The 18,104-nt window shown below is 59.3% G+C and carries 10 protein-coding genes and 1 riboswitch; of the genes, 4 read left to right on the top strand and 6 right to left on the bottom strand.

Annotated features, from left to right (window positions below):
* Nucleotides 1-219, bottom strand: coding sequence for a DUF2970 domain-containing protein (locus tag F2P67_RS20320; protein ID WP_166222842.1), 219 nt, complete (start codon nt 217-219; stop codon nt 1-3).
* A 142-nt stretch (nt 220-361) separates the two neighbouring features.
* Here F2P67_RS20320 and F2P67_RS20315 point away from each other — a divergent pair, with 142 nt between their 5' ends.
* Complete coding sequence (locus F2P67_RS20315) at nt 362-7,039, top strand: NEL-type E3 ubiquitin ligase domain-containing protein (RefSeq protein ID WP_166222839.1); 6,678 nt, start codon at nt 362-364, stop codon at nt 7,037-7,039.
* A 71-nt stretch (nt 7,040-7,110) separates the two neighbouring features.
* Here F2P67_RS20315 and metH read toward each other — a convergent pair whose 3' ends face one another.
* Nucleotides 7,111-10,821, bottom strand: coding sequence for a methionine synthase (gene metH / locus F2P67_RS20310; protein ID WP_166222836.1), 3,711 nt, complete (start codon nt 10,819-10,821; stop codon nt 7,111-7,113).
* Nucleotides 10,822-10,976: 155 nt separating this feature from the next.
* On the opposite strand from metH, the gene F2P67_RS20305 reads away from it, so the two are divergent.
* The 3 genes from F2P67_RS20305 to nfuA all read left to right on the top strand — a co-directional run bounded on the left by F2P67_RS20305 (nt 10,977) and on the right by nfuA (nt 15,120).
* Nucleotides 10,977-13,259 (top strand): fatty acid cis/trans isomerase, encoded by a 2,283-nt coding sequence (locus tag F2P67_RS20305; protein WP_166222833.1) that lies wholly within the window; start codon nt 10,977-10,979, stop codon nt 13,257-13,259.
* 184 nt (nt 13,260-13,443) lie between these two features.
* Entirely contained in the window at nt 13,444-14,478 is a 1,035-nt protein-coding gene (locus F2P67_RS20300; protein WP_166222830.1) for an acyltransferase family protein, read from the top strand.
* Between the two features lie 57 nt (nt 14,479-14,535).
* The gene (gene nfuA / locus F2P67_RS20295) at nt 14,536-15,120 is read left to right on the top strand and encodes a Fe-S biogenesis protein NfuA (RefSeq protein WP_122590799.1); all 585 of its coding nucleotides are present in this window, start codon (nt 14,536-14,538) and stop codon (nt 15,118-15,120) included.
* A 198-nt stretch (nt 15,121-15,318) separates the two neighbouring features.
* Here nfuA and cobM read toward each other — a convergent pair whose 3' ends face one another.
* The 4 genes from cobM to F2P67_RS20275 all read right to left on the bottom strand — a co-directional run bounded on the left by cobM (nt 15,319) and on the right by F2P67_RS20275 (nt 17,467).
* Nucleotides 15,319-16,065: a precorrin-4 C(11)-methyltransferase gene (gene cobM / locus F2P67_RS20290; protein ID WP_166222827.1), complete on the bottom strand. Its 747-nt coding sequence runs from the start codon at nt 16,063-16,065 to the stop codon at nt 15,319-15,321.
* An 81-nt stretch (nt 16,066-16,146) separates the two neighbouring features.
* Nucleotides 16,147-16,560 (bottom strand): cobalamin biosynthesis protein, encoded by a 414-nt coding sequence (locus tag F2P67_RS20285; protein ID WP_166222824.1) that lies wholly within the window; start codon nt 16,558-16,560, stop codon nt 16,147-16,149.
* Nucleotides 16,557-17,258 carry a CbtA family protein gene (locus F2P67_RS20280; protein WP_166222821.1) on the bottom strand — a complete coding sequence of 234 codons (702 nt, stop codon included), beginning with the start codon at nt 17,256-17,258 and terminating at the stop codon, nt 16,557-16,559. The genes F2P67_RS20285 and F2P67_RS20280 overlap by 4 nt, the downstream gene beginning before the upstream one ends.
* Before the next feature lie 11 nt (nt 17,259-17,269).
* Nucleotides 17,270-17,467 (bottom strand): CbtB domain-containing protein, encoded by a 198-nt coding sequence (locus F2P67_RS20275; protein ID WP_016983301.1) that lies wholly within the window; start codon nt 17,465-17,467, stop codon nt 17,270-17,272.
* Nucleotides 17,468-17,590: 123 nt separating this feature from the next.
* A riboswitch (cobalamin riboswitch) is annotated at nt 17,591-17,812 on the bottom strand.
* Nucleotides 17,813-18,104: the final 292 nt, after the last annotated feature.

Raw genomic sequence — 18,104 nt, 5'->3', positions numbered from 1 at the left:
TCAGACACCCGCGAAATGCAGCACCAGTTTGACGATGGCAAACAACGTCAGGGCGAACACCGCGGTAAACAAAATCCCCAGAATCACGAAATGACCGGGCTTGCCATGGGTGAAGTCCCTTGCCCGATTTTTGCCGCTCTGCACCCCGAACGCCGCCGCCATCACGCTGTGCAGCATCTGCCACAGGGTCGGTGGCTTGTTGTCGACTGGATCGTCCATAAATCCCCCGTCATGACTGTGTGAACCGTAAGCATAGACAAATAAAAAGCGTCGTAGCCGTCGTTGTATATATATGTACCACCCGCCGTGGTCGGGCCGATGTTTGACTGACGCTTCATTCCACAGCGTCAGGTAACGCCCCATGAGCGAAACCGTAGCGGCCCGTGATAAGGGGCTGCACCATCATTTCATCAAGAAAAAAATCCGTCAGCGGATACGCCATCTCACTCCCGCCAATCTTCAGCAATTGGGGTGCGCGCGGACGCCCGGGGGGCTGGCCGAAGACGCAATGCCTGACTGGTTCGCCGAACTCAACCGCTTCCAGCGCCAAATCATTCGCGACAGTCAGGCGCGCAGCCGCACCTCAAACACTGCGCTGGCCACGACGTTGAAAGGGCTTAAGGGCGTGACCGAGTTTGCGCAGCCGTTGCTCGAGGAAGCCTTGGAGAAAAAGTTCGGCTTAAAGGTCGATACGACGAAAACCTGGTGGTACACGTTGCTGTTGGGGGACACCCTGATTACCGATCAGACACTCCTGCAATTGGCATTGCGCAACTTCGAGGACGGTCAAACATTCGATGAGGCCGAGTTGATTGCCGAGCAGGGCGAACCGGCACCGTTGATCCGGGAGAGTCACGAACTCTATGGCTGCTACTACCCGAAGAGTGGCCGATCAACGTGGTACAGGATCAAAAAACTGCCGATCAAACCCGCTGACTTCGCTGCGTTGTGCCGAGAGCTGGATATCGGCAAGCGTTATCAGGAGCATCTGGCGACAATTTTCGACGCAGCGGATAGAGCCACCACCGTAAAAACCCAAACCATCGCTGCGTGGAAAGACAGCCTGCGTGTGCAGGCGCACGTTGCACGCCTGAAGTCTCTACTCTCACCCACTGCGCATCTGGCGTTGCTTGGTATTTTGAATGGCGAAAAGTCGCCGACACTCGATGGCGAACCTGTCACGTTCAGTCAATTGCACGTGCTCGGGTCACCTGCCAGCGAGATGTTTGTCATCGGCGCCCGTCGCCGCAGGAACAAGAAAGTCGATTTCGGTTGGACCAATCCCGGCGTCAATCTCTTCGACATCCTGACTTACAAAGACTCGCGGATTATCGTCTGCATGCCGGGTGATTCCGTCGCGCCGATCAAGGAATACCCATCGCTCAGGGACTTCGAAAAAGACCTGGCATTGCGTCTGCGCAGCCGCCACTACCAGCGTTCGTTCCTGCGATTGATTCCCCACGGCGATGCCGGAAAGTTTCTCGGCAAGATTGAACCCGCCCTGCAGACCCTCGAATGGAACCCGGATGCACCGCATCGCGAGAAAACGTTGTTCGGCCATTACGACGGGATTTATGAGCAGGTTTATCGCGACGAGCCCGAGCTGAATCTCAGTGAAACGTTCTTCGACGGCGATCTGTTCAACGAACTGTACAAACGGCATCAACAGCGCCTCAAGGAAACCTCCGCGCAATTGGCGGTTCCGACCGCCACGGTCGATCATGACGCCTGGTATGAACGGCTGACCCACTATGCCGAATGGGGCCTGAATATCCTCAACGTTGCGGCTTTTTTTGTGCCGGGCCTGGGCGAGGTCATGATGGCGGTGATGGCCGTTCAGTTGAGCACGGACGTTTATCACGGCGTCAGCGCCTGGAGCGTCGGCGACACTGATCTGGCCTGGAATTACTTGAGTTCGGTGGCAACAAACGTCGCCGTCATGACGGCGCTGGGTGCAGTGGCCAGCAAGGTTCCGAAGACGTTTTCCATGCCCCTCGTCGACGGCATGGTCAAGGTCAAGTTGCCGTTTGGTGATGAGCAGTTGTGGCGACCGGGGCTGTCGCCTTACCAAAGCACAACCATTCTGCCGGCGGGTCTGAAGCCCAATGCGCTCGGGCAGTATTTCTTCGAAGGCAAAACCTTTATCTGCATCGAAGATCAGTTGTACGAAAAGACCTTCGATGCCGCGGCCAAGAAATGGCGGCTCAAACATCCGAGTGATTCGAACGCCTATCACCCGGTGCTGGAACACAACGGCCAGGGCGCCTGGCGCCATAGCTTCGAGCCCGTAGCGAGCTGGAACCGAGCGACGTTGATGCGGCGTCTGGGTCATGTGACCGAGGGACTGAATGTGACCGAGCTGGCGCAGATCGCCGACATCAGCGGTATCGACGACATCGCCTTGCGCAAACTGCACATCGACCGTCAGCCCATGCCTTCGGCGTTGACTGATGTGCTGCGGCAATATCGGCTTGACCGGCAACTTGTCGCAGTCGAGATCGATGTGGCGACGGCGCCAACCGCTGAAGCCAGCGAGTTGCAGCGTATCTTCCCGAGCTTGTCGAATGAAGCGCTGCGTGACGTGCTGAGCAACGCCAGTGCCGAAGAGCGTCTGAGTATCAGCCAGAAGGGAAAACTGCCGGTCAGTTTTCTACTCAAGGGCCGTGCACGGGCAAGGCTGGCAAGGCTGAACAATGCGCTGGCCGGGATGCGCCTGCAGAGCGTGGCTTCGCTCGACAGCCGGCGTCTGGCGTTGCGTGCGCTGCAAGAGCTTCCCGGTTGGCCGCGAACGTTACGCCTTGAAATCCGCCGTCACGATACGGCAGGCAAGTTACTCGCCAGCATTGGCCCCGAATCGGCCGGGGAGGTCAGGTACCTGGTGACTGAAAGCGCTGGGCATGTTCAAGCCGATCAATTCCTGGCCTTCGACAGCGCAGGCCATTCGCTGAACGACGTGTCGCGCGCAGGTGACAATTTTTACGCCTCGATCATGCATGCGCTGCCTGAGGAAGCGCGCCTGAGTTTAGGCGTGCCAGATGTCGAACACGCCAATCAGTTGCAGGAAAAACTGGCAGCCTTCGCAACAGGTCACCGCCAGTCAATGTTCGAAGTGCTGATACCTGAGGCGAAACGACATTTCCGCGCTCCGAAGAAGTTGGCCAGCGGCCAGATCGGTTACGCCTTGAGCGGTCGCGCCGGCGGAGCGATCGCTAATCAGCAATTGATCGCGCGCGTGACGGCGGTTTATCCGGATTTGTCCGACGAAATCGCGGAGGGGATGGTCAATCAGTTGTTGCTGGACGGGCGCACCGAAGCGCAGATCTACCATTTGCTCAATGTGCGGCTGCGCGAGTATGAAGCGCTGTCGATGCAACTCGATCAATGGTCGGGTCATGGCGGCTTGCGGATTGAGCGTGAGCCCGTTGCGCAAGCGATTCGCGAAGCTTGGCGAACCGGGGGGCCGGTCGATGCACCAGCCAGTGCTCATCTGGACTTGAGCAGCGCCGGCGATCTGCCAGAGCTGAACGCGCATTTCCCTCACGTGCGTTCGCTGGAACTGAGTGTCACCGGCGTCTTGAGTCAAACGCGCGCTGCTTTCGTGCGGCAGTTTCCCAAGGTCTGCTCGCTGCAATTGAGTGCCTGGGAGGGTGTGCCGCGTGACCGATTGGTCGAAGCCCTCAAAGGCCTGACGACCATCAACGAACTGCACCTGATGGGCAGACTGGGGGTTGAGTTCAGTGAAACCGCCCAGAGCGTGGTCGATGTGATGCCGCAACTGCAGCGTCTGCAATTGCGCGGTTTCGCGACTCGACTGGATGTCAGCCGATTGCCGGCGTTGCGTTGGCTGGCACTGTCCGGCACCACGGATGTCTGGCCCAAAGGTGTGTTTGAACTGGCACAACTGCGCTGGCTGGATCTCAGTCATTCGAACATCAATACACTTCCGGCCGAACTGTATACCGGACACGATTCTTTATGGCCGGGACTCAAAGTCAGTTGGTCGAAGCTTGAGCAAGACCAGTTCATCAAGGCTTATGAATATGTGCAGACGCATCCTGCGCATCTGCTCGACGCCGAACACATGCTTGACCGCTACGCTCAGGACACCCTGCAAGGTGCGATGGCTTCAGGCGGTGAGCTTTCCGCCAGCGCACTGCGCAAACTCAAGGCCGAGGGGCTGAGCGGGCGTGCATTGCTGGATCACATCAACGGCGTGCGCGAGGACGCTCAGGCCTTGCAGCAACATCTGACGGCTTGGCAAGAACGAAGTGCTTTGGTCAACGGTCGCCAGGTCAATCCACGCGCGCGCTTGGCGGCAGCCCGCGAGATCCGCGGATGCTGGCGCGGCGGCTTGCGCCAGCGCTACGGCGAGGTACAGCGCGCGTCCGATCTGGCGCCGCAGCCCGGGCCATCGACAGCTCCGCCGAGGCTCGCCATGGCGTTGCTCGACTCCTCGACCCTCGATCTTTGGGGCGAGCCGTTGGGAGACTTGCCCGAGCTGCCGACACTTTCAACCATCGGCTTCAACCATGTCACCCGATTGAATCTGCCGGAAGTGATGGCGTCAGCCGATGGCTTCAACCGGTTTCTGCAGCATTTCACCGAGGTTCGAGCGCTGGATCTGAGTCGCAATCAGCTGTTGGACATTCCGTCGTCACTGGATACCTTGAAGCAACTGTGCGAACTGACGCTGCACCACAATTACCTGATGATCAATTCAAGTATGCAAGCGCGCCTGAACGGGTTGTCATCCCTGGAGTTGCTGGATTTGCGCTACAACCGGGTGCAATCGCTGGATGTCTCTTTGCTGCTCGGACTGAAAACCCTACGCCTGGGTCATACCGCCATTGAGGCCTGGCCAAGAGGCGTACTGGCGTTGCCCGATCTGGTGCAACTGGAGTTGAACAACACCGTGATCACCAGTATTCCGCAGGCCGCCCTGAGCTGGCACGATTCGCTTTGGGTCGACATGAGTGGTTGCCGCTTGAGTCAGGAGGCGCGGGACAACCTGTTGGCGAGCAGCAACTCGGTGGCGCCGATGGGAATCTCGCGGGCGGATTTGCGCGATGGCATCACGATCGGCGGGCCGGCATACTTCCCGCCGCTGATCAGCCAGCATCCGGAGTTGCTGTTGCCTTTGCCGGTAGTGCCGGCCAACGATCTGGCGCAATTGACGGCGCAAGCGCGACTGCAGCGGCTCGACCCTGAACTGGACTTCGCCGAAGCGATTCGGGCAGTTGACGCATTAAGCGCAAGCCGGGGCGCAGGCGCGCTGTTTGCGCAAATGGCTGTGTGGGACGAGCAATATCAGGCGCTCACGCAAACGTTGAACGACTGGATATCCGCACCGCCGTTTCAACTGCGCGACCTTTCCACGCCGCTGTGGGTGTCTGGCATGGAGCGTCGTCGGGCGGCTGACCGGATTCTGCGCTGCTGGCGCGAGAACCTGCGCGGCGCGTTGCCGGTTCAAGGTGCCAGTGGTGGGTACACGCTGGATCTGCTCGATACGCCGCTGGGTAACTTGCCGGCGCTGACCGGGGATTTCGCCCATGTCGGCGAATTGAAGCTGAACAAGATTTTTCTCAACGAGTCTGGGCTCGACGCCTTTATCCAACCGTTCGCGGGTATTCACTCCCTCGAACTGCGCGATAACTTGCTGACCTACTTGCCGGAGTCAGTGACGACGTTGCGCAACCTTAAACGGCTGTCGGTCTGTCGCAACCGCCTGAGCGCTTCGCCGCGATTACAGGGGCAGTTGGCGGCACTGAATCAGCTTGAAACGCTGGATCTTTCACAGAACTGGCTGGAGCGTGTGGACATCAGTGCGCTGACGAAACTCGAATCTCTCGACCTGCACGACAACCGACTGGTGGCCTGGCCGGAGGGGCTGTTCGATCTGCCATCGCTGCGGTCGCTGGATCTGCGCGACAACATGATTGAAAGCATCCCCGCCGCGCTGTTGACCGAGCAGTATCGCCCCCTGCGCAACGGTACAAACCTGGCCAACAACGACCACCTCGAGGGTGAAAGCCTGTTGCTGCTGCGCGATCACGCTCAGGACGGAGAGGATATTCTCGGCTGGCCCGTTGCCGATCTCGATGATGCGCTGGACAGCTACGACAGCGACAGTGATTTGGGCAGTGATGCCTCGAGCATGAGTGACGAATCCATCGATCTCGATCAGGTGACGGGCGCTGAAGCCCGTGAACGCTGGATTGATCCGGACGCCAATGACGCCGACGAACTGACGCGGATCTGGGACAATTTCGAACAGACTCCCCACTGCGAGGCCTTCTTCAATCTGCTTCAGCAGATGGAGCGGACCAAGGACTTCACCATTGCTCGCAGTGATCTCATTCGCCGTGTGCATCAAGTGCTGAGAGTGGCCAACAGCGACGCGGAACTCAGGGACACGGTGTTCGCGATGGCGCAGTCGCCACAAACCTGCGGGGATGGTCGGATCCTGTTGTTCAGTGACATCGAGGTGAAGGTTTTCGAGTTCGAAACGATTAAAACGACGCCGGCCAATCAGCAGGACAGCGTGTTGTTCAAACTGGCGAGAAATCTGTTTCGCCTGGGCCGAATCGAAAAAATCGCCAACCGCGATGTCTTGCAGCGCCAGGCGCAGGGCGGCCGTCCGGATCCCGCCGAGGTGCGCCTGGCGTATCGAATCGGTCTGGGTGAGCGGCTGCAGTTGCCGGCGCAGCCCAAAGACATGCTCTACAGCGGCAACGTATCGCAACCGACGCTGGACGCGGCGTATGCCGAAGTCATCCAGGCAGAGCAGACGGCAGACTTCATGGATGACCTGGTGGGACGCAAATACTGGGCGGATCAGCTCAAACGCAAATACGCCGAGCGATTTGTGGCGCTGAAACAACAGCAATCGGCGGTGCAAGACGCACTGGAGGATCGATACCCGGCAATAAACGACGCCTATCTGGCGGAGGTCGGGGCACTGGAGGTGACGTTTAAAACCGAGGAAACCCGGTTGTTGATCGAGCTGACGGAGATCGAGCAACTGCAATTCAATCGATAAGCCAAAAAGAAACACCCCGGCAGATGATGTATCTGCCGGGGTGTTTTGTCATTGCCGGGGTGACGCCCGGATCAGTTGTCGTAACCCAGATTCGGCGCGAGCCAGCGCTCGGTCACGCTCAGCTCCTGACCTTTGCGCGAGGTGTAACTTTGCACTTGATCCTTGTCGATCTTGCCCACAGCGAAGTACTGCGCCTGCGGATGCGCGAAGTACCAGCCACTGACGGCTGCGGCCGGGAACATTGCGTAGTGTTCGGTGAGGAACACGCCGCTGCGACCTGCGCGCATTTCTTGCGCTTCTGGGTCAAGCAGGGCAAACAGCGCGGCTTTCTCTGTGTGATCCGGGCACGCCGGGTATCCCGGAGCAGGGCGGATGCCGCTGTATTGCTCTTTGATCAGCGCTTCGTTGTCGAGGACTTCGTCTTTGGCATAACCCCAGTGTTCTTTCCGTACCTGCTGGTGCAGCCATTCGGCACAGGCTTCGGCCAGGCGATCGGCCAACGCCTTGACCATAATCGAGTTGTAATCGTCGCCAGCGTCCTGATAAGCCTTGGCCACTTCTTCGGCACCGATGCCGGCGGTGGTGATGAAACCACCGACGTAGTCGGTCACTTCGCTGTCCTTCGGCGCGACGAAGTCGGCGAGAGAGAAGTTCGGCTTGCCGTCGGTCTTGATGACCTGCTGACGCAGGTGATGCAGTTTGGCCATAGGCTTGCCGTCATCGCCGTACAGCTCGATGTCGTCGTCATGCACCTGGTTGGCTGGCCAGAAACCGAACACCGCGCGGGCGCTGATCAGCTTCTCGTCGATCAGCTTGGCGAGCATTTCCTGCGCGTCCTTGTACAGCGCGGTGGCCGCTTCACCGACCACTTCGTCTTCAAGGATGCGCGGGAATTTGCCGGCCAGATCCCAGGAAATGAAGAACGGTGTCCAGTCGATATATTCGGCCAGCACCTTGAGATCAATGTTGTCCAGCACCTTGCTGCCGGTGAATGTCGGCTTGACCGGCTGGTAGGTGGCCCAGTCGAACTGTGGCTTCTTGGCGATGGCCGCGGCATAGCTCAGGCGCTCGGTGCGCGCGCTGCGATTGGACGTACGCTCACGTACGTCGATGTATTCAAGACGAGTCTTCTCGACGAAACCTGCCTTCAACTCTTTCGACAGCAACTGCGTCGCCACGCCCACGGCACGGGAAGCGTCAGTCACATAAACCACGGCATCGTTGCTGTACTTCGGCTCGATCTTCACCGCCGTGTGCGCTTTGGAGGTGGTGGCGCCACCGATCATCAGCGGCAAGTGGAAATCCTGACGCTGCATTTCGCGGGCGACGTGAACCATTTCATCCAGCGACGGGGTGATCAGGCCGGAGAGGCCAATGATGTCGCACTTCTCTTCGCGGGCCACCTGCAGAATCTTCTCCGCCGGCACCATCACGCCGAGATCGACGATGTCGTAGCCGTTGCAACCGAGTACCACGCCGACGATGTTCTTGCCGATGTCGTGCACGTCGCCTTTCACGGTGGCCATGAGAATCTTGCCCTTGGCTTCCGGCTTGTCGCCTTTTTCCAGTTCGATGAACGGGATCAAGTGCGCTACGGCCTGCTTCATCACGCGGGCGGATTTGACCACCTGCGGCAGGAACATTTTGCCGGCGCCGAACAGGTCGCCAACGATGTTCATCCCGGACATTAGCGGGCCTTCGATCACTTCGATCGGGCGGGCGAACGACTGGCGCGACTCTTCGGTGTCTTCGACGATGTGCGTGGTGATGCCTTTGACCAGTGCGTGTTCCAGACGCTTGTTGACGTCCCAGTTGCGCCACTCTTCGGTCTCGGCTTCCTTGACGCTGCCGTCGCCCTTGTACTTGTCGGCGATGGCGAGGAGGGCGTCGGTGCCTTCCGGGGTGCGGTTGAGGATCACGTCTTCAACAGCGTCGCGCAGTTCCTGCGGGATCTGGTCGTAGATCTCCAGTTGACCGGCGTTGACGATACCCATGGTCAGGCCGGCACGGATCGCGTAAAGCAGGAACACCGAGTGAATAGCCTCGCGCACCGGGTTGTTGCCACGGAACGAGAACGACACGTTGGACACGCCACCGGACGTCAGCGCATACGGCAGTTCGTCACGGATGTAGGCACAGGCGTTGATGAAGTCCACAGCGTAGTTGTTGTGTTCTTCGATACCGGTGGCCACGGCGAAGATATTCGGGTCGAAGATGATGTCTTCCGGCGGGAAGCCGACTTCGTTGACCAGGATGTCGTAGGAGCGTTTGCAGATCTCTTTCTTGCGCGCTTCGGTATCGGCCTGGCCGGCTTCATCGAACGCCATCACCACCACGGCAGCGCCGTAGCGCTTGCACAGTTTGGCGTGATGGATGAACTGCTCGACGCCTTCTTTCATGCTGATCGAGTTGACGATGCCCTTGCCCTGAATGCACTTGAGGCCGGCCTCGATCACTTCCCATTTCGAGGAGTCGATCATGATAGGCACGCGAGAGATGTCCGGCTCACCGGCGATCAGATTGAGGAAGGTCACCATGGCCTTCTTCGAATCGAGCATGCCTTCGTCCATGTTGATGTCGATCACCTGCGCGCCGGCCTCGACCTGCTGCAGGGCAACTTCCAGGGCTTCGGTGTAGTTGTCTTCACGGATCAGACGGGCGAACTTGGCGGAACCGGTGATGTTGGTGCGCTCGCCGACGTTGACGAACAACGAGCTGCGATCAATGGTGAACGGCTCCAGGCCCGAGAGGCGGCAGGCCTTGGGAATGTCTGGAATCTGCCGCGGCGCGTAACCGGTCACGGCTTTGGCGATGGCTTCGATGTGCCCCGGCGTGGTGCCGCAGCAACCGCCGACGATATTGAGGAAGCCGCTTTGAGCGAACTCTTCGATGACTTTGGCGGTTTCCGACGGCAGTTCGTCGTACTCGCCGAATTCGTTCGGCAAGCCGGCGTTCGGGTGCGCGGAAACGTGGGTGCTGGCCTTGTTCGACAGCTCTTCCAGGTACGGACGCAACTCGCGGGCGCCGAGGGCGCAGTTCAGGCCGACGGAAATCGGTTTGGCGTGGGCCACGGAGTTCCAGAACGCTTCGGTGGTCTGGCCCGACAGGGTGCGGCCGGAAGCATCGGTGATCGTGCCGGAAATCATGATCGGCAGTTCGATGTGCAGTTCTTCGAACACGCCTTGCACGGCGAAGATTGCCGCTTTGGCGTTAAGGGTGTCGAAAATGGTTTCGATCAGGATCAGGTCGGCGCCGCCCTCGATCAGGCCTTTGGTGGCTTCGGTGTAGTTCTCCACCAGCTCATCAAAGGTGACGTTGCGGTAGCCGGGGTTGTTGACGTCGGGCGACAGCGAACAGGTGCGGCTGGTCGGGCCGAGCACGCCGGCAACGAAACGCGGCTTGGCCGGGTTCTCGGCGGTCTTGGCGTCGGCGACCTTGCGCGCCAGGCGTGCGCCTTCTACGTTTAATTCGTACGCCAGTTCTTCCATGCCGTAATCGGCCATGGAAATGCGCGTGGCGTTGAAGGTGTTGGTTTCCAGAATGTCGGCGCCGGCATCCAGATAGGCTTTCTCGATCCCGCCGATCACGTCCGGACGGGTGATCACCAGCAGGTCGTTGTTGCCTTTGACATCGCTGGGCCAGTCGGCAAAACGCTTGCCGCGATAATCCTGCTCTTCGAGTTTGTAGCTTTGGATCATCGTGCCCATGCCGCCATCGAGTATCAGGATGCGCTCTTTGAGAGCTTGCTTGAGAGCTTGAAGGCGGACGCTGCGATCGGACATTTGGACTACTCGAAAAGACCATTACGAAGGAGCGGGATCATAACAAACCTGTGCGGTTTTAGAGCATGAGGAGTTTTTTCATGAATATCGCTCATGTTGGTACGGGCGTCATACTGTAGAATCGCGGCGTTTTTTACAGGATCGGGATCAAGGGCATGTCGTACCGCGTCGTCAGCATTTTTTTGTTGTTTCTCAGCTGGGGCGCCGCTGCGCAGGAACCCAAGATTTCCTACACCCGTGATATCCAGCCGATCTTCACCGAGAAATGCGTGGCCTGCCATGCCTGTTACGACTCGGCCTGCCAGCTCAATCTGGGCAGTGGCGAAGGCGCGGCCCGTGGCGCCAGCAAGATGCCGGTCTACGATGGCGAGCGCACCCAGGCAGCGCCAACGACGCGATTGTTCTACGACGCCTTCGGCAAACGCGCCTGGCAGCAGAAAGATTTTTATTCGGTGCTCGACGCCCAGGGCAGCCAGGCGGCTTTGATGGCGCGCATGCTGGAGCTGGGGCATAAAACCCCGTTGACGCCGAACGCCAAACTTCCCGAAGACATCGTGCTGGGTTTGAATCGCGAGAACCTGTGCGCGATGCCTGCCGAATTCGAAGGCTATGCCGGCGCGCATCCAAAGGAAGGAATGCCGTTGGCGGTGACCGGCCTCACCGATCAGCAATATCAGACCCTGCAGCGCTGGCTGGCGTCCGGTGCGCCGATTGACGAGCAAGGACTGGCGCCGAGCGCCAAAGAAGCGATGCAGATCGTCCAGTGGGAAAACCTGCTCAATGCGCCGGGCGCGCGACAGAGTCTGGTCGGGCGTTGGTTGTTCGAACACTGGTTTCTTGCGCACATCTATTTCAAGGACGGTGAGCCAGGGCATTACTTCCAGTGGGTACGCTCGCGCACGCCGACGGGCCAGCCGATTGACCTGATCGCCACCCGTCGTCCGAACGATGATCCGGGGACGCAGGTGTATTACCGCTTGTGGCCGGTACAAGGGGTGATCGTCCATAAAACCCACATCACCTATCCGTTGAGCGCGGCGAAGATGGCGCGGGTCAAGAGCCTGTTCTACAGCGGCAACTGGCAGGTCAGCGCGCTACCGGGCTACGGCCCGCAGAGCCGCGCCAACCCGTTTGCCACGTTTGAGGCGATTCCGGCGCAGGCGCGTTATCAGTTCATGCTCGATAACGCCGAATACTTCGTCCGCACCTTTATTCGTGGCCCGGTGTGCCGTGGGCAGATCGCAACCGACGTGATCCGCGACAACTTCTGGGCGCTGTTTCAGGCCCCTGAGCATGATCTGTACATCACCGATCCCAACTACCGCGGCCAGGCCACGCCGCTGCTGGCCATGCCTGGGCAGAACGACGATGTCGGCAGTGTCTTGAGCCTGTGGCACAACTACCGCAACAAGCGAAATGAATACGAAGCGCTGCGCCGCGACAGCTACGCCGATCAACCGGCGCCGAGCTGGTCGACCCTGTGGGCTGGCAACGACAATGCGCTGCTGAGCATTTTCCGCCACTTCGACAGCGCTTCGGTGACCAAAGGCCTGATCGGCGAAGTACCGCAGACCATGTGGCTGTTCGACTATCCGCTGCTGGAGCGCACGTATTACCAGTTAGCCGTCAACTTCGATGTGTTCGGCAACGTCTCGCATCAGGCGCAAACCCGCCTGTATTTCGACCTGATCCGTAACGGCGCCGAGCAGAACTTCCTGCGCCTGATGCCGGCCGACTCGCGCGAGGACTACCTTGACGATTGGTACCAGAGCAGCGGCCAGTTCAAGATGTGGCTCGATTACGAGGCCATCGACGATGACAAGCCGACAGCGCTGAAACTCGAAGAGAAAGACCCGAAATACGACTTTGCCATGCAATTGCTGGCGCGCTACGGCGACCTCAATGCGCGACCCGATCCGATCAACCGCTGCGACGGCGCTTACTGCTCGCGGCCCAACATTGACCCGGCGCTGCAAAATGCCGAGCAGGCATTGAGTCGCCTCGCATCCCGTCCGGCTGCAGGCCTGAAAGTCATTGATCAGTTGCCGGAAGCCACGATGTTGCGCATCGAGACTGCCAGTGGCAAGCGTGAGGTTTACAGCCTGTTGCGCAACCGTGCCCACAGCAACGTGGCGTTTTTGCTCGGCGAATCGCTGCGCTATCAACCGGGGCTGGACACGCTGACCATTTATCCGGGGGTGCTCAGCAGTTATCCGAACTTCATCTTCAATATTCCGGCCGATCAGGTGCCGGCGTTTGTTGATGCGATGGAAAACGCCAAGGATGCCAACCGCTTCGAGAAAATCGTCGAACGCTGGGGGATTCGCCGCAGTCATCCGCAATTCTGGTTCTATTTCCACGATCTGAGCCAGTACCTGCACGAAACCGATCCGGTGGAAGAGGGCGTGCTGGACATGAACCGCTACGAGAATCTTTGATCGTTTGAGGCAGGCCTGCTGTCCCACCTTTTAAGCAGCACCGCGTATCTCCGTGTGGGAGCGGGCTTGCTCGCGAATACGTCAGCACATTCGAAATAGATGTCGCCTGACCCACCGCATTCGCGAGCAAGCCCGCTCCCACAGGGTTTAGTGGTGTTTCAGGAATCGTGGACAGGAGACTTCCATGTTGATTTCAGTGCAGGCTCTGCGTGCGCTCGCCGCATGGGCAGTGGTCTGCCATCACTTCATGCAGATCTTTTTCGACTTCGAAGCTCGCGGCCCGTTGGGCCAGTGGTTCATTGACAAGGGCGCAGTGGGTGTCGATGTCTTCTTCGTCATCAGCGGTCTGGTGATTTTTCTTTCGACGCAAGACAAAGCCCTGCGGCCCGGGCAGTTTCTGTTGTATCGGTTGTTTCGCATTGTCCCGGCATATTGGCTGTACACGTTGTTGATGGCGTTGCTGGTGGTTTTCGCCCAGCCGCTATTGCCCGATCAAACGCTGGACTGGAGCCATCTGCTGCTGTCGCTGTTGTTCATTCCGACGCAGAACCCCGGTGGCTACGGGATTTATCCGACGCTGAATGTCGGCTGGACCCTCAATTACGAAATGCTCTTTTACCTGCTGTTTGCCTGGGCACTGCTGTTTCGTTTGCAGGTGCGCCTGCTGGTGGTCGCAGCGCTGCTGTTCGCGGTGTGTCAGGCGTGGACCGGGTTTGGCTGGATCAGCGAATTCTATCGCTCGGACATCGTCTATGAGTTCCTGCTGGGAATCGGTATCGGCATGCTCTATCGGCGGGGCTGGATTGGCGCGGGGCTGTGGTTGCCGTTGGCGGGAATCGTCGTGGCGTTGTTGGCGATCTACCACTTGGCACCGGCGCCAAGGCTGCTCAATTGGGGCGTGCCGAGCGCAATATTGGTGATGTCGTGCATGGCGCTGGAACGTTATGTCGAGCGCAATCGGCTGCTCAAACTGCTCGGCGATTGCTCCTATTCGGTGTACTTGATGCATGTACTGGTGCTGTCGGCGGGTGGTTTTATTGCGCGGCGCTACGGCATCAACCCGTATTTGATGTTCATCGTTTGTGCGCTGGCGATTGGCGTCGGCTCGTGGTTGAGCTACGAATGGGTGGAAAAACGCAGCTATCGGTGGCTTAAAGCGCGGATTGATCGCGAACCGCTGGCTGAGCCTGTCGAGAATCTTTCCCGACAAAAATACTAGGACTTTGTCCCGCGCAACGATTGGCGTAAACTGCGCCCAAGCCTGCGAGGAGTTTCCATGACCGCTATTACCATCACCGACGCCGCCCACGATTACCTGGCTGATCTGCTCTCCAAGCAGAACACCCCGGGCATCGGTATCCGCGTCTTCATCACCCAGCCTGGCACCCAGTACGCCGAAACCTGCATTGCCTACTGCAAGCCGGGCGAAGAAAAACCTGAAGATAAAGCGCTGGGGCTGAAAAGCTTCACTGCGTATATCGATTCGTTCAGCGAAGCGTTTCTTGACGACGCCGTTGTCGATTACGCCACCGACCGCATGGGCGGCCAGCTGACCATCAAGGCGCCAAACGCCAAAGTGCCGATGGTCAACGCCGACAGTCCGGTCAACGAGCGCATCAACTACTACCTGCAAACCGAAATCAACCCGGGGCTGGCCAGCCACGGCGGTCAGGTCAGCCTGATCGATGTGGTTGAAGACGGCATCGCCGTCCTGCAATTCGGCGGCGGTTGCCAGGGCTGCGGCCAGGCTGACGTGACCTTGAAAGAAGGCATCGAGCGCACCTTGCTCGAGCGTATTCCCGAGCTCAAGGGCGTTCGCGACGTGACCGACCACACGCAGAAAGAAAACGCCTACTACTAAGGCGTTCGCTGCGAACGCAAAAAACGGCGCCCCGTGAGCGCCGTTTTTTTATGTGCTTGAGTCATCCGGATCCGATCACTGTGTGGCGAGGGGATTTATCCCCGTTGGACTGCGCAGCAGGCCCTGGTTTTTTGGGGCCGCTTCGCGACCCAACGGGGATAAATCCCCTCGCCACAGTGTCTTTGTCAGCTCAATAGGTCAGGGTCTGTAGAGATGCGCATGCCCCGCGCGATACAGCGATGACTCACTGAAAACCTCACTCCCCAACACGCGTCCCACCAGAATTAACGCGGTGCGCCGAAACCCTTTGGCCGCAACCTTAGCGGCAATATCTTCCAGCGTGCCGACGACCCAATCCTGATCCGGCCATGTCGCCCGGTGAATCACTGCAATCGGGCAATCTGCACCGTAATGCGGCAGCAGTTCAGTCAGGATTTTTTCCAGATGATGGACCCCCAGATGAATCGCCATGGTCGCGCCATGCTGCGCCAGACTGCCGAGTTCTTCGCCCGCCGGCATTGCGGTCTTGTCGGCATATCGGGTCAGAATCACGCTCTGCGAAACGTCCGGCAAGGTCAGCTCCGCGCCCAGCAACGCCGCGCACGCCGCTGTCGCAGTGACGCCGGGAACGATTTCGAACGGAATATTGAGCTCTCGCAAATAACGAATCTGTTCGCCAATCGCGCCGTACAGACTTGGATCCCCCGAATGCACCCGCGCCACATCCTGGCCTTTGGCGTGTGCGGTCTTGATCAGTTCGATGATCTGCTCAAGATGCAATTCAGCGCTGTTGACCACGGTTTCAGCCTGATGACCCTCCAGCACCGCCGCCGGGACGAGCGAGCCTGCGTAGATGATCACCGGGCAGCTGCGAATCAAGCGCTGGCCTTTGACAGTGATCAATTCCGGGTCGCCGGGGCCGGCGCCGATGAAGTAAACGGTCATCGTTGAATCCTGTGTGAAAGAGGGCGTGGCAACGCTTCAGATGAAGATTGCTCATGTTCGATGGCGGGGATTATCGGGAATTTACGCGGCGCCGGCCAATGCCAGAGTCGCCTGAGCGTATTTTTGTCGGGAAATCAGCAGCTTTGCCGGCGCCTGAATCAATTGTTCGGCGAGCGCCAGAGCGGCACTTTCTGCCACGCCGTAGCAACCGGTTCGCTCGTAAGCAATCTGCGATTGATGACTCAATCGCGTCTGATAACTGGCCAGTTCCTCGCTGCTGAAATACAGCAAGGGCAGGGCCAGTTGCGCGGCGAGTTCCTGCAAACCGGGCTCGTCGCGTTTGAGATCGATGCTGGCCAAAGCCTTCACGGCCTCAAGTTCGATGCGATGAGCCTGCAACGCCTGATCGAGTAAAGCGCGCAGCGTACTGGCCGGGCAGCCGCGCTGGCAGCCCAGGCCGACCACAAAGGTCGGCGCTGCGCAGTCATCGGTCATGCGTTGTACTGACCTTCGCTTTTGCGGCGGAACAACCAGGCGCTGATCAGGCCCAGGGCCAGCCAGAACGCTACGTTGGTCAACTGCGAAGCGATTTTGAACTGAGCTTCCAGAGCTTCAGGTGCAAGCATCGAATGCACTTGCGGTTGCGGTGCGCCGATCACATGCGGGACGGCAAGAATGGCCACGCCGAGGATCTTCATCAGCCAGTGGCGGCTAAAGACGATCAGCGCCAGACCTGTTGCAGTAGAGGCCGCCGTGCCGATCCACCACATCTGCCGCGAAGCCAGATCCGCCGCGGCGGTGCCCGGCAGTTCAGGCGGCAGGCCCAGTGTTGGCGCCAGCACGAAGGTGGCGTAACCGGCCAGTCCCCAGAGCAGACCTTGCGAGGTTTTGGTTGGCGCGCGCAGGGTGTAGAGGCCGGCCAGCATCAGGGCGAAGCCGACCGCCACCACCAGATTGCCACCCGTGGTCGAGACCACACGCTGCCAGCCGTCTTCCGGCTCCCAGGCTTCGGCGTCGTGAGTGTGAGCGGCGGTGCCGGCGGCGTGTTCGTGAACTTCAGCCACAGGTTCGGCTTTCTCGAAGGTTTCGGCCTGCAGAATCAGCGGCGAAACCCAGAAACTTTGTAGCAGGGTGAGGAGCAGGGCGGCCAGTAGCCCGGTGAAACCTGCGGTTTGCGCAATACGCTTGATCATGTCGGCAGGTCTCAGTGGCACGGGAACGCGGCGCTGTGGCGGGTATCGTGGGCGGCGTTGTGTACCGCTTCGATGTGCGAGAAGCCGGCGAAGTAGACCAGACTGGCGCCTAGAATCGACGCGAAAATGGCGGCGGTCAGGCGTTGGCTGAGTGTGGTCGTGCTGGAGATTTTGTCCGTGTTGCTGCCGGTGCTGCTGATGATCGACATGGCGCTTCCCTCTGGAGTGTCAGCGGGTGAATTGAGCGCATGAAAACCCCCGCGGGCCAGGCACGCAGGGGTTCGAACAGCGCCCGCCCACCGCGGGTTTGTTATGTTCAGCGACGCACAAATGCGGGCTGTGTGTTGCGGGCCGGTCTCCGGGCTCACGAGGGGTTGGCGTCAGGCCGACCTGCAAGCATCGCCTTCCCATGCCGTATCGGCACAGTGGATCTGATGCTTCGCTCGCTTACCGTTGCGGGGGCAGCACCGGACTGACATGGCTTTGAGTAAAGCACATGATTCACCGGTTTCCCGTTTCACCCTGTGAAGGGCACCCGTAACAAGGTGTGTAGGAGAGCATGGGTTGGGGATTTTAGTCAATTTTGTGGGCATATCCGTTGCTGCGGGTGTTGCTGATTACGGTTTCGCCCTGACGGTCGACTCCCTTTGGCAAACGCCCCAAAGGAAGCAAAGGTCTTCGCCCTGACGTACGGCCCTCGCTAAGGCTCGGGTTCCTTCGCTCCGGGATCGATCCGGGCGCATCGCCTACGGTTTGCTTCGCTGCACCTCCTCTCGATGCATGCGGCTGCGCCGCACGGTCGCTGCGCTCCCACCCCCGGATCAATCCCTCCACCCAGCCTGCCGA

It is taken from the genome of Pseudomonas atagonensis (assembly GCF_011369485.1).
Lineage (GTDB): Bacteria > Pseudomonadota > Gammaproteobacteria > Pseudomonadales > Pseudomonadaceae > Aquipseudomonas > Aquipseudomonas atagonensis.
Note: the sequence above shows the minus strand (reverse complement) of the source record. Positions and strands in the feature narration are given on the sequence as shown.

Coding starts and splice junctions, on each gene's coding strand:
- F2P67_RS20285 (WP_166222824.1), bottom strand. CDS start 16,560: ATGACCGATGACTGCGCAGCGCCGACCTTTGTGGTCGGCCTGGGCTGC.
- F2P67_RS20315 (WP_166222839.1), top strand. CDS start 362: ATGAGCGAAACCGTAGCGGCCCGTGATAAGGGGCTGCACCATCATTTC.
- metH (WP_166222836.1), bottom strand. CDS start 10,821: ATGTCCGATCGCAGCGTCCGCCTTCAAGCTCTCAAGCAAGCTCTCAAA.
- F2P67_RS20300 (WP_166222830.1), top strand. CDS start 13,444: ATGTTGATTTCAGTGCAGGCTCTGCGTGCGCTCGCCGCATGGGCAGTG.
- F2P67_RS20305 (WP_166222833.1), top strand. CDS start 10,977: ATGTCGTACCGCGTCGTCAGCATTTTTTTGTTGTTTCTCAGCTGGGGC.
- nfuA (WP_122590799.1), top strand. CDS start 14,536: ATGACCGCTATTACCATCACCGACGCCGCCCACGATTACCTGGCTGAT.
- F2P67_RS20275 (WP_016983301.1), bottom strand. CDS start 17,467: ATGTCGATCATCAGCAGCACCGGCAGCAACACGGACAAAATCTCCAGC.
- F2P67_RS20320 (WP_166222842.1), bottom strand. CDS start 219: ATGGACGATCCAGTCGACAACAAGCCACCGACCCTGTGGCAGATGCTG.
- F2P67_RS20280 (WP_166222821.1), bottom strand. CDS start 17,258: ATGATCAAGCGTATTGCGCAAACCGCAGGTTTCACCGGGCTACTGGCC.
- cobM (WP_166222827.1), bottom strand. CDS start 16,065: ATGACCGTTTACTTCATCGGCGCCGGCCCCGGCGACCCGGAATTGATC.